Origin of the sequence: Lysinibacillus sp. FSL M8-0355 (assembly GCF_038008985.1) — a bacterium.
Classification (GTDB): Bacteria; Bacillota; Bacilli; order Bacillales_A; family Planococcaceae; genus Lysinibacillus; species Lysinibacillus fusiformis_D.
The window spans coordinates 732,150-745,548 of record NZ_JBBPAI010000001.1 but is presented as its reverse complement, the minus strand read 5'-3'; the positions used below and the strand labels follow the sequence as shown (position 1 = coordinate 745,548).

12 protein-coding genes are annotated in these 13,399 nt (G+C 32.7%); all 12 read right to left on the bottom strand.

From position 1 onward, the window contains the following. Positions 1-47: 47 nt before the first annotated feature. The 12 genes from MKY46_RS03490 to MKY46_RS03435 all read right to left on the bottom strand — a co-directional run bounded on the left by MKY46_RS03490 (position 48) and on the right by MKY46_RS03435 (position 12,793). On the bottom strand, positions 48-2,060 hold the full coding sequence (locus MKY46_RS03490) for a sulfatase-like hydrolase/transferase (RefSeq protein WP_036121016.1): 2,013 nt from the start codon (positions 2,058-2,060) through the stop codon (positions 48-50). Between the two features lie 33 nt (positions 2,061-2,093). Further along, positions 2,094-2,756, bottom strand: coding sequence for a class I SAM-dependent methyltransferase (locus MKY46_RS03485; protein ID WP_036121019.1), 663 nt, complete (start codon positions 2,754-2,756; stop codon positions 2,094-2,096). 846 nt (positions 2,757-3,602) lie between these two features. Continuing rightward, positions 3,603-4,427 (bottom strand): SDR family oxidoreductase, encoded by an 825-nt coding sequence (locus tag MKY46_RS03480; protein ID WP_036121022.1) that lies wholly within the window; start codon positions 4,425-4,427, stop codon positions 3,603-3,605. 1 nt (position 4,428) lies between these two features. Beyond that, positions 4,429-5,370, bottom strand: a complete 942-nt coding sequence (locus tag MKY46_RS03475) for a Gfo/Idh/MocA family oxidoreductase (protein ID WP_036121025.1) — start codon at positions 5,368-5,370, stop codon at positions 4,429-4,431. Next, complete coding sequence (locus tag MKY46_RS03470) at positions 5,367-6,092, bottom strand: SDR family oxidoreductase (protein WP_031418709.1); 726 nt, start codon at positions 6,090-6,092, stop codon at positions 5,367-5,369. Before MKY46_RS03470 ends, MKY46_RS03475 begins: the two co-directional genes overlap by 4 nt. Then, positions 6,085-6,777, bottom strand: a complete 693-nt coding sequence (locus MKY46_RS03465; protein WP_036121031.1) for an acylneuraminate cytidylyltransferase family protein — start codon at positions 6,775-6,777, stop codon at positions 6,085-6,087. Before MKY46_RS03465 ends, MKY46_RS03470 begins: the two co-directional genes overlap by 8 nt. Further along, positions 6,774-7,820 (bottom strand): nucleotidyltransferase family protein, encoded by a 1,047-nt coding sequence (locus MKY46_RS03460; protein ID WP_036121034.1) that lies wholly within the window; start codon positions 7,818-7,820, stop codon positions 6,774-6,776. The genes MKY46_RS03465 and MKY46_RS03460 overlap by 4 nt, the downstream gene beginning before the upstream one ends. Positions 7,821-7,824: 4 nt before the next feature. Beyond that, positions 7,825-8,448: an acetyltransferase gene (locus tag MKY46_RS03455; RefSeq protein WP_036121037.1), complete on the bottom strand. Its 624-nt coding sequence runs from the start codon at positions 8,446-8,448 to the stop codon at positions 7,825-7,827. After that, positions 8,441-9,520, bottom strand: coding sequence for an N-acetylneuraminate synthase (gene neuB, locus MKY46_RS03450; RefSeq protein WP_036121040.1), 1,080 nt, complete (start codon positions 9,518-9,520; stop codon positions 8,441-8,443). The genes MKY46_RS03455 and neuB overlap by 8 nt, the downstream gene beginning before the upstream one ends. Further along, the gene (gene neuC / locus MKY46_RS03445) at positions 9,517-10,644 is read right to left on the bottom strand and encodes a UDP-N-acetylglucosamine 2-epimerase (protein ID WP_036121044.1); all 1,128 of its coding nucleotides are present in this window, start codon (positions 10,642-10,644) and stop codon (positions 9,517-9,519) included. The genes neuB and neuC overlap by 4 nt, the downstream gene beginning before the upstream one ends. Before the next feature lie 2 nt (positions 10,645-10,646). Further along, entirely contained in the window at positions 10,647-11,801 is a 1,155-nt protein-coding gene (locus tag MKY46_RS03440; protein WP_036121047.1) for a LegC family aminotransferase, read from the bottom strand. Further along, the gene (locus tag MKY46_RS03435; RefSeq protein ID WP_031418701.1) at positions 11,798-12,793 is read right to left on the bottom strand and encodes an NAD-dependent 4,6-dehydratase LegB; all 996 of its coding nucleotides are present in this window, start codon (positions 12,791-12,793) and stop codon (positions 11,798-11,800) included. The genes MKY46_RS03440 and MKY46_RS03435 overlap by 4 nt, the downstream gene beginning before the upstream one ends. Positions 12,794-13,399: the final 606 nt, after the last annotated feature.

Genomic DNA, 13,399 nt, shown 5'->3' with positions numbered 1-13,399 from the left:
GAGGCCATCCTTTCTATTCTATTTAATTATATCTCACTGTATTATTTTTACGGCTGTAATTTTATTGCTCTTTGAATAGTTGTATCTATATATTTCTCTAATTTTTCAATAAATTGTACTGATACATCTTCAAATGTTTTTAAGTCTAATAATTGCGCTTCATAATGCTCTAAATCAACTAATCCATTGTCAGTAACGTTAGATTTTGTCTTAAATCTAAAAATATGTTCAGCATCTGTAATAGCAACTAAATAAGGTTGATTAGGGTGTATTGTCTCCGTTATTGCTGTATCTCGTCCATTACCACCAAAATCTTTTAATACAACACCTTCATTACTATCTAACTTTAGGTCAGCAAGGTTAGCAATTGTAGGAAAAATATCAATAATCGAACATAATTCATTACTAATTTTCCTTTCAATTTTTCCACCTGCCAACATAAATGGGACCTTACGTCTTGGTTCATGTAAGAGAAAGTCGTCTTCTTTTAAATAAGTTTGTCCATGATCAGCTACTAAAGCAACAATAATATTTTCTTTGCCAAAACTTGATTCAAGATAACTATATAGTGAGGATAGATGCAAATCTACACGCTTTAATTCTGATTCGTACTTTTTTATTTTATTTGGGTCATAAGAGGATAATACAGATGTAGCACCAAGATTTTTATTTTGTCTATATTTAGCTGAAACGTTGACTTGACTCATTAAATCATTATTTATTTCATCAGCGACATCATGTAAATCCATTAAGCTTATCCATAAAAAATGATTATTATTTTTGAAAGTCTCTAAATGCTCGATTGCCTCTCCAACTACTTCTCCAGCCGTAAAGCCTCCTGCATAGTTTTGATATAAAATTCGATCCATCCCCTCTAAGTAACCATAGGTAGGTGTAACCCGCCAATCATTATTAACTTGGGCAGTTAAATATCCATTTTTTTGAAAATCCCTTGTGAACATATGATTATATTTGTTTAACTCTAAATGATTTGAAGGATGGTAAAGTCCATGGTTTAAGGTAGTCTTACCAGTGTACATGCTGGCAACACTTGGCAGTGTCCAATCTCCCGTAGTATAGCAATTATTATTTATATAGCCATTTGAAAAAAAGTTATACGTACGAGGCATTAATTTATGTAACTTTTCTTCTATTACACTATTAGCTAGACCATCTACAAAAATAGTAATAACAGCTTGAGCTTGTTTTATAGTAGGTTTCAAATCAACTGGTTTTCCAACAAAAAAGGGTTTACTCGACGTTACTTTATATTCACCTACATCAGTAAATGTAAAATAATTAAATTGGTTTGACCTTAATACATTTCTTGGGAAACTATAATTAATTTTTGGGCCTTCTACTATTATTTCATCATATTGTTCAAATAATGCTATTGGTAAAGTTGTTACATTATTAATAGCAAAAGAAAAGGCATCAGTAGCTTTTCCTTGTAACAGTTCAGTTTTAAAAAAGAAACGTGAAGTTTTATCAATATTCAACACATTCAGCGACTTATACATTTCTGTAAAGTATTCATTGCCAGCAGAATCTTTTACTATTTTTTTCACAAGACTTTCATTAAAACGATTAATTGGATAGTTGCTTTCGTTTTCTTCTAAAAGAATCAATTTAGTATAATCTAAAGCTGCCTGGAGTTGATCAGGAATTAGAGTAGAATCTTCTTTTACTTTATCTATTACTTGTTTTAAATTTTGCGTCGCCATTTCACGATCTTCGTCAGAATTCGCCAACTTCACACATCGTGCAAATATCCATAAGCTATCAATATACTCCCCAATTGCACTTTTTAAGATTGCCAAATTATAAACAATTTCAAATGAAAAAGGAAATTCTTTTAATGCCTCTTCCTCTAGTAAAGTTATTCCTAGTTGATACTCACTAAGTTGATAATAATAGTTTGCAGATAGTGAATAATACGATTCATTTCTTATACTTATTGCATCTAATTTAACCTTAGCTTCTGCTAATAATCCTTCATTTAAGAGTAAAGTGATTTCTTGTTTAAATTTTTTCAAAGCAGTTATTTTAGCATCTTTCAAAAATATCACTCTTTCATTATTTTTATAAACAACTTAGTTCTTTTTAATAATAATTCTAGCTAAAAACGGATCTTCGTTTTTGTAAATAGAAAACCCTCTTCCTTTTGAGAACTCTTCAATAGAAAATCCTAGATTTATTAACTTGGAAATTAGCATATCTGTATCTATATATCTTCTGTAATGATTATCAAAAACTTTGTCTAATTCCTCATCTTCTTTAGTTCTAAACTCAGCTACTATTTCACAAGAAAATTTAATATTCGCAAGAATGCTTTCAAAAATCAAATTTTCAGTTTCTTCTGTAATTGCATGTAAGAAAAACCTAGTATAAAACAAAATTTCTTTTTCTTGAGATATTGAAATATCATTAAATTTGGCCATTAATTTTTGAACTGCATTCACATCACTTAAATCAACACATGTAAAATATATATTATTTGTATCAAAATGTTCTTTTGTTAGGTCATTATTTCTCTGTATCGCTTTTTCCGATCCATCAATTCCAATAACTTCAAAACCATTTTTAGCAAAATAAAATGTATCTTTTCCAGTTCCACATCCTAAATCAATTAGAATTATATTTTCAATAATCTGTTCTTTTTTCTTTAAAATAAACTCACTAAAGGTTGATGATTCAGTCAAATCAACTCTATCTTTATAAAAGTTTTCCCAGTATTGCTTATTTATATAACCCATTAAAAAATCTCCATTCTTTTCTTTTGGCCTTGATTATCGTCATTCCTTCTCTTACTTCTATTTATGAATCAAGATATTGATTATAATTTCATGAAATTTACTATATAACGAAATCTCATAAAACTCTTCTTATTCTTAACTTAGAATCATAAGTTTTTGAAATTTTTCACCTTTGCAGTAAACTCTTTTTAATATGTATTGCTCAACAAAAAAGCTTCAACTCAGATAATAGGTATACTAATTTAGAAGAATTAGTATTTTTTTAAGTTATTGTATTTTAATAATTTGAAGCCTTTCGGTTATAAAATAATTGTATGTAATTACTAATTATCGCAATAATATATCCTATCTATTGTAGTTTAGTCAGAATCCTCCATACCTTTATGAATTAAGTAGAATTAGTCCAATTTCTTTAGCAAGTTGCTGTATACTTTTATAATCATCTCCTGCGTTAATTTTGCTGTTTTACAGACTCCCAATCATATTAGATTTTGAGTGTAAAGTTTAAAATTCTAGCTAGATTTGATTATATTTAGATCCTACTTATTTCAGGATGATAAAGCTTTATCTACTGTAATGTTCCAAGCAACACATCACATATCCTTACAACTAAACTTTGCACATTATAAATTCTTTTATACAATATAAAAAGCCTTAACAATTCAATCTATGTCCTAAAACTAAAACATACTATAAATAATTAATATTAAGTATGGTTATATTGTAGAAGCAATATATACTATCTACTTAGATAAAAATGACACTAAATAATATATTTATATAAATTTTCATCTTTATAGACTATGAATTAGAACAAATAGTTTTGTTATATGATTGATATAATACTCACCACGCACTCAAACCACCATCAATTACTAGATTTTGCCCTGTTACATAACTTGAAGCATCAGATGCTAAATAAATTAACGCTCCAACCATTTCATCAGCTTGTGCCATTCGACCTAACGGAATACGATTTGAGTATTTCTGTTTAAATACTTCATTTTGTCCACTTTCTACTCCACCAGGGGTTATTGTATTCACGCGTATTTTATCTTTCGCCCAATAAGTAGAAAGATATTTAGTTAATGCAACAACGCCTCCTTTGGATGCTGAATAAATGGCTGGTGTATTGATTTGACGATCTAAATAGAAAGAGCCCTCATAAATACGATTATCTGGACCAAGTACGCCATAAATAGAAGCCGTTTGAATGATAGAACCTCCATTTTTTTGTTGCTTCATTACTTTTCCTACATATTTAGCTACAAGGAACATACCATCTAAATTCGTGCTCATAATCTCTTTCCATTGGTTCAATTCATATTCTTCAAACGGGGCAAAGAAAGCTTCTAAGTTACTAGATTTACCCGCTGCATTATTATGAAGAATATCGATTGTCTTAAATTCTGTTACGACACTATTGACCATTTCTTTGACTGATTGTTCAGATGTCAAATCACAATAAATAGCTAGTGTTTTTACTCCATAATCTTTTTCAATTGTACTTGCAAGTTCATTTGCTTTATCAATATTGATATCTACTACTGCTACATTGGCACCTGCATCAGCCAACCCCATACAAAAATGACTACCTAAAATTCCTGCACCACCTGTTACAATGGCGTTTTTACCTTGCAAATCAAAAAACTTTTTAAATTCTTTTTTCATTTTAATACCCTTCTATTCCTAAGCAATGATATAGCTCATCCAATATGATTTTTCTATTCTCTTGACGTGATTGCTTTCCAGCTATTAATAATGCAATTGATAACAAAGTATTCTCAGGGTTATAAAGTATTTCATTTTTATCTACTAACTTTCCAAATCGATAGAGCATTCGTCTAAACATAGAAAAATTATCTTCTATTTCGACACTAGATCTTTTCGATTCTCCCCAAACTTCTATATTAAATGTTTTTTGTGTTCTACCAAGAATATTAATTGTCCAGACTAATCCACTATCAAAGGTAACCACATATATTTCAGCATTACTAGAAATATATTCAATTGATTTTGGCTTTTCCTCAATTAACCCTAATACCCCGTCTATTATATGTATTCCATATTTTTCCCATTCATTAATGACTGATGATTGAATTACTTTTAGTTTACCAAACGTGTCCATATTAGCTCTTATCTCATCTAGTTCAATTGCAAATCTTAATCCTGCAACAGACATTAACTGTCCTTTAGATAGGAATTCTTTAAAATACAATAACTCTGATATATCCATTGTCAAAGGTTTGTCTATTAAAACTTTCATTCCTGCATCTAAAAATGGTTTAGCCATTACTAAATGTTGCTCATAATCATCTCGAGCAATAATTACTGCATCAACTTCTCCAATCATATCTGTATAGTTTTTGACAACACTCTCTGCGCCAATCGCTTGTGCTAAATTATTGCTAATAGCATCATCTTGAGTCCATACATGAGTGATTTTAATGTTAGGAAAACCAAATTCAGAGATATCCCTCTTTTTAACATAGTTATAAATAACATCCCAATTCGCATCTCTCAATGCTTTATCATTATACCCATTAATAATAGATCCCCAAGAATATGGATGACCGTTACCATCTGTTAATCCTAGCAACCCTAACTTTTTCATAATATTTTTTTGTACCTTTTATCAGCAGTACCTTTTAACCACTCAATTCCTTTAAGTTCTGGTTTAAGTGGAATTTGATATCCTAACCAATATAATCCTTCTGTTATTGTTTGTTCATCTAAATTAAGTAAATAATCAACAGTGGGATGACAAACTGATGGATCCATTACACCATTAGGTGCCATTTTAGTCTTACAAGGTCCTGGGCTCATCAAATTAATTTTAATATTATAATCCTTGTACTCCTTTGAAGCAGTTTCAGTTATAGCATTTAATGCTGCCTTTGAAGCACTATAAGCTGTATAGCCTTCCATACAATTTAAAGGTGCACCTGAAGTAAGATTAATAATTCTTCCATAATTGTTTAACTTCATTAATGGCAACAATTTATTCATTATTTGAAGCGGGGCATATGCATTTACTCTAAAAGAATACTCTAAATCCTTAAGACTTAAATTTTCAATTTTAGATTGATGCATAATACCTGCATTATTAATTAAATAAGGTATATACCCTTGTTCTTCAACGATTTGGATTAATAGATTGTCTAATTCTTTTTCTTCTATTAAATCCACTTTATATTTAAAAACATTATCTTTCTCTATAATCTCTTCCGTATTTCTAGCTAAAGCAATAACATCATAACTTTTTGATAAGTATGAGACCAAAGAGGCTCCAACACCACTATTAGCCCCAGTAATTAGTATTTTACTTTTATCCATTTACTATCACCTCTGCTACAAGTAAATCTATCGGATGATCGATATCAATAGAACGCTCTTTTGGCATAACAATTGCCCCAATGTTTCCATTCACTAAACCAACCGTTTTTTCATCAATTACTCCAACTTTTGAAAGATAAATTGCTCCATTTAGTTGATAAGACATTGGTAATTTCTGTCTTGGTAACCACGGATTTACACCATCCATAAAACTCGTTGGTTTATTACCAATGATTTTCCAAGCTCTATGTGGATTTAACTCCGCCTCTTTATATGTAGCAACTGAATCTAACTGTTCCGTTTCAATTAGATTTATACAAGATTTTATATCTTGTTCAGAACGTAAAGGGCAGGTTGGTTCTAATAGCAACAAATAATCATCATCATCTAAATAATTTTCCATATTACTTAATACATATCGAACTGTATCAATTACTAAAGAGCTATCGTTTGCTAATTCACTCGGCCTTTCTTGTACCTTTGCTCCAAACTTTTTAGCAACCTCTGCTATCTCTTTGCAGTCTGTAGAAACTATTATTTCATCTATTAAATCAATTGCTTTTGCTACTTCGATTGACCAGGAAATTAATGGTTTACCACCTAGCAATGCTATATTTTTTTTAGGAATAGATTTGCTTCCACCCCGTGCTGGTATTAAAGCAATTATTTTTTTCCCATTTATCATTTAGAAATTCCTCCTATTTCATTATTCGCTCTCTCATAATCGCCTATTTGTCCAATATCCAACCAATATTCATGTATTGGAAAAACTGATGTTTTCATTCCTTCTTCTACCAATCGCTGAAACAATGTAGGCATATCAAAAAATTCATCATTTGGTATATAACTAAAAACATCTGGACTTAATACATAAATACCAGCATTAACAAAGCTACGATGAATAGGTTTTTCCTTTATGGTCACTAAATCTGTTCCAACTGTTTCAATAACACCATATGGAATTTGATATTCGTATTCTCTTACACACATCGTTGCAACAGAATCTTGTTCGATATGAAATTGCATCAGTTGATCGAAATTAATTTGTGTTAATAAATCTCCATTCATCACAAAAAATGGTTTAGTCGGTCTATTTTTTAGTAATGAAAGTGCTCCAGCAGTCCCCATTTTTTTGTCTTCCTCAATATAATTAATCGTTACATCAAATGCTTCCCCATTTTGAAAATAGTCCTGGATTACCTCTTTTTTGTAATTAACAGAAAAAATAAAATTAATATATCCATATTGCTTGAAACCTTCTATTATTGTTTCTAAAATCGGCTTATTTCCCACTCTAAGCATTGGTTTTGGTGTATCGTTTGTTAATGGTCGCAACCTTGTACCTAATCCGCCAAGCATTAAGATAACAGTGTTTTTATTCAATGTCGTTTCAATATTGTCCGCAAATAGTATATTAATAATTCTATTATCCTCATCTACTATAGGTAACTGCTTAAGCATTTTTGATTTCATTAATTGCTTATATTTATGATATCTTTGACCACTTCTTGCACTTATTGGATTTGGGTTCATAATGGAGGTAATTTTTACATCAAGGCCTTCACCTCGCAAAATACCACGGCGAATATCTCCATCCGTAACAGTTCCAAGCAAATGTTTTTCTTCATCTATAACTACTGCAAATTGCAAAGAAGAATCATCAATAATTTTCATTGTATCTAGTAAAGTATGATTTTGATTAACTAGTGTTTTTTTCCATTGTTTCATATAGTTACACTTCCTTTGCAGGTACGCCAACTGCTTTTATGCCATTTGCAAAATTACTAACCACAACTGCCCCTGCACCAATTAAACAATTTGATCCTATATGAACGCCTTGGATAATTGTTGCACCTGTTCCGACATGTGTTCTTTTTTGTATATGTACACTGCCTGATATTTTTGTGCCCGGCGCAATATGTATATGGGAACCTATTTGACAATCATGATCAATCAGCGCACCAGTGTTTATAATACTATTATCGGCAACAGTTGTTTTCGTTTGAATAATAGTACCAGCCATTATTTGAACACCTTGACCTAATTGAACGGAAGGAGCAATAATAGCTGAAGGATGGATGACAGATTTAAATTGATACGTTTTTTGTGTAAATTTATTGAAGATTTTTTCCCGTAATGGGGACGGTTTAATTGTCCCTATAGCGAGTACTAGTTCAATGTCAGATGGATTATAATCTTCTATTACCTCATCAGTTCCTAAATAAGGCAAATCAAAAGCATTCTCTTCTAGAGTTGGTGCAGTAAATCCAATAATCGTTTGCTTCTGTTCAAGTAAAATTTCTGTTAATACCGAGGCATGTCCCCCACTCCCAATCATAATAATCCCTTTATTCATCAATTAACTCATCCTCTTCATATGATTTTAAAGAAATTTCACCGATAAGAGACCAGTATTTAGAAGGTTGCATACCATCTCCAGGTCTTTTTACAGTTAAATTGCTAACAGAGAATTTTTCACCTGCTTGTATCGTTTGTTTAGCAACTATGCTTTTCCGTGCTGGAATCCGATTTTGAAGTTCTATAGATGTTGGACTTTTTATGCCATTTCCTAATGCCTGCTCTACTTCTCTAATTCCTATTATCATGGACTTAAGTTCATCAGGATTTAAGGATGCCACATGGTCTGGTCCTTCTAACGTTTTATCTAACGTAAAATGTTTCTCTATTACAGTTGCACCCATACCTACTGCCACTAGCGGAATATTGATTCCTTCTGAATGGTCTGATAAACCGATAGGTAATTGAAAGATTCTTTCCATTTCAATCATTGCTTTTAAATTAATAGAATCCATAGGCGCTGGATATTGTGTAGTGCAATGTAACAAAGTTACATATTTTTTCAACACTTCTTTCGCCTCTTCTGAAACATAAAACTTATTCACACGCTCTATCGTAACGGGTTCATTAGATTTCGCTAAACCATAAGAAATAAATGCTAATGCCTCATGTATTTCTTCGATAGTTGCCATTCCCGTAGATAAAATAATTGGTCTTTGTTTTGTTGCAATATACTGAATAAATGGAGCATTCGTTAATTCTCCTGATGGGATTTTAGCCCTTGCAATTGCAATTTTATCTAGCAAAAAATCGACACTTTCGAAGTCAAAAGGTGTCGATAGAAATTCTATTTGCTCTAATTGACAAAATGATTGCAATTCAATAAATTCCTCATAAGTTAATTCCAGCTTTTTCAACATTGTATATTGAGATGAAGCCCCACCTAAATTTTCAACTTGATATGCTGCTTGCTGTGCTTTCTTTGTAACTAGATTTTCAGCTTTAAAGGTTTGAAACTTTACCGCGTCTGCCCCTGCTTTTTTTGCAACCATCACAAGCTCTTTTGCCATTTCCAATGACCCATTATGATTGACACCTGCTTCAGCAATGATATATGTTTTATTGTTCATAAATCATAAAACCCCTTTTGAATAGAAAATGAAGGTAAACTGCGTAATACTGAAATTATTTTTTCAGATACTATTCCATCACCAAATATATGTTCATACTTATCGCTAAACTTTCTTGCCTTTTCAATGAAAATAAGTATACTTTCAGCATCCATATTTGTATTAAATACTGAATTGGGATGCTCACGTCCTTCCTGACGATTTCCACAATTAACAGTAGGTGTTTCTAAATAAGGTACTTCAATTAATCCACTTGAAGAATTCCCAATGACAACATCAGCATACTTCACTGCACTTAGATACTTTAACTGACCAAGTGAATCAAATATTTTTGCATTGTTATGTTTTAAAGTAAATTGTTGAATCGCCTTATTAATGAACCTTCCACCATTATCAGCATTGGATTTCGTAAACACTAAATTAATATCAGGGTAATTTTCCAGGGCCTTTAACAATTCGTATACCCCATGAATATGACCATTCGTTTCAGGATGATAGGTTATTAAAAACATAGGTCGTTCCTCATCTAGTTGCAGTGTTTGAAATAGTTCCTGACGTGTCAGCAGAGTTAAATTTACAATATTTTCTATACCAAGAGCACCAACATTATAAACACGTTCTGGAGATTCACCTAATTGAATGACACGTTTTCTATGGGACTCTGTACTTGTAAAATGCCAAGTTGCCATTTTTGTAATAGAATGACGAATAGCATCATCATACGCACCAAACGTACACTCACCCCCATGTATATGAGCAATAGGAATTCGCATAATAAGTGCCGTTTGAGCGACTGCTAACATTTCAAAACGATCACCTAAAATAATTAGTAAATCTGGTTCTAAACGGTTAAATGCATCTGCAAAACTAATTGTAGCAAGTCCCATCGATTTCACAATGCTGGTTGGAGAATCAGCAGATAAAAGAATTTCTATCTTTTCATTGATAAAAAATCCATCATTTTCTATTTCTTTATAAGTGCTTCCAAACTCTGGAGATAAATGCATGCCTGTAGCAACCATTTGTAAATCAAAATCTTGATCTTCTCGAAGTTTTTTTGCAAGATGTGATAATAGACCGTACTCCGCTCTAGTACCAGTTATAATACAAATTTTACGTTTCATCATTATCCCTCACTTATTGGTGTGCTAGGAATATTGACAACACTTCTATTTAACTGATTTGTCACACTTAAATCTGATTTCGGGCAGTTTTGATAGATTGCTAAGTGATGCATCGGGCTCCAAATAGGACGACTCATTACACCTTGCTCATTTAAATAGTCCAACACTTCATCACGATTAAACTGTTCATCCAGTAGAATAGTTTGTAGCCAATAATTACTTCTAGAATTTGCTGGCTCTTTAAATAATTGGACACCCTCGATACCAGCTAACCATTGCTCATACTGCTTTGTTAACTCGCGTTTTTGCTGGATAAACAAGGGTATTTTTTCTAATTGCGCACAACCTAACGCTGCGTTTATATTCGGCATACGGTAATTAAATCCGATTTCATCGTGCTCATATGCCCAACGATGTGGTATTTTAGCAGTAGTTGTTAAATGTTTTGCATAGTCAGCTATTGCATCGTCATCTGTCACAATCGCACCGCCACCGCCAGTTGTCATTATTTTATTGCCGTTAAAGCTCAATGCACTAACTTTTCCAAAGCTACCTGTGTGTTTTCCGTTATAATATGAACCTAATGACTCTGCTGCATCTTCAATAAGCATCAAATTATACATTTCACATACTTTAAGTAACCCCTCTATGTCCGCAGCATGGCCAAATGTATGCATTGGTACAAGCGCTGAAATACGTCTTCCTGTTACACGATTATAAAGCTGATTGTTTTTTGTTGTTCCAATTTGCTCTAAGTAGATTTTTAATTTATCTGCATCAACACCTAAAGTATTAATAGAAACATCTATAAAATGTGGAACTGCACCTAAATATGACACAGCATTGGCTGTTGCAATAAAAGTAAGTGAAGGCATTAACACTTCGTCTTCCGTCTTTACACCTGCAACCTTTAATGCAATATGTAATGCAGCTGTACCATTTACAACAGCAACAGCACGTTTAACGCCGACAAATTTAGCGAGGTCTTCCTCAAAACGCTTCACATAAGCTCCAACTGAGGAAACCCAACCTGTTTTAACACAATCCGTCACATATTCAACTTCTTTATCATTAAATGTAGGCTCATGTAAAGGCACAAACTCTTTTCCATAAAATCGCTTTACATTATCTGCAAATTCCAACCATTGATTATTCATATATTATAAACATCTGCCTTATATTGAGATAAATTTTTAGGATTTGTAAACCATCCTATCGTTTCTTCAAGACCTTGTCGGAAACCTTCCTTGCCACCAAATTGCGGTTCCCATCCAAGTAGTTCCTTTGCCTTTTTGTTGTCAGCCCAAAGACGTTCAACTTCACTTTTTTCAGGACGTAAACGTTGTTCATCCGTTTCAATCGTTAAATCTACACCCATAATATCTGCAATCATTTGTGCAGTTTCACCAATAGAAACCTCATAATTTGATCCAATATTAATGACTTCACCGATTGAACTAGTAGCATTCATAACAGATATAAAACCGTTAACGGTATCCTTTACATAGTTAAAATCACGTGTAGGGCTTACAGCTCCAAGCTTAATATTTGTTTTGCCACTTGCTAGCTGACTGATGATTGTCGGTATAACGGCACGAGCAGATTGGCGTGGTCCATATGTATTAAACGGACGAATGATTGATACGGGTGTGTCAAATGAGCGATAAAATGACAAAGCCATTTGATCAGCACCTATTTTTGAAGCAGAATAAGGTGATTGTCCTTGTAATGGATGTTCTTCATCGATTGGTACATATAACGCTGTACCATATACTTCACTTGTAGAAGTGTGAACTACCTTTTCTACACCTAATTCTTTCGCAGCTTGTACAATATTTAAAGTCCCTGTCACATTTGTATCAACATAAGTTGCTGGAGAATGATAGGAATATGGAATTGCAATTAAAGCTGCTAAATTAAGGACATGCGTGCACCCCTTCATCGCTTCTTTTACGCCATACGGATCACGAATATCTCCTAAAAATACATCTAATGATGATTTTATTTCCGCCGAAGACTGATCTAACCAGCCCCATGAATTAAATGAATTATAATAAACAAATGCACGAACATCATAACCTTGTCGTACTAATGTTTCTGTTAAATGCGAGCCGATGAAGCCATCGGCACCTGTAATTAATATTTTCATAAAAAACCCCTTCTAAAATTCTTTCTATTTATATTACCATAACTAGTTAATTATACTTACTATCGGCTTTTTTTTAAAAAAATCAACCAATCTCTTTTTGATTAGCTGATTGCTACAACTGACCGAAGCAGGTACAACACTTGCAATTGAACAGACAAAATTCATTCAGTACTTACCTCTTTACCGCCAGGTGAAGGAACTGGGAACGATACGGGCTCGGGCGGCCTATTTGCTTCTACTAGTGTAGGATAAGATATTATCATCCTAATCTGTGTTACATGTGATGATACCTATGCGTATATCATCAAACGCTTAGACGGAAAATCTGGTTAAGTCAATGGTATTTCCAAGTGAGGCAAGCTAATGTCTTTATCTGGAATGGTTATTCTGATTACGGCAATCCTCATGATGTTTCATTCGCTAACTGTTGGGCTCATGTATGACTTTATTGACTGATCGATAGAAAAAACGGTCAAATAGTCATCAATACTTGCAATCAAATATATTGCTTCGAATGTCAATTTAATCACCTTTCACCTGGAAAGCGCCGAAAAGCACCGCTAAAATATTTGTCTCGAGTTTTTTTAATGGGTGGATGAATCGCCT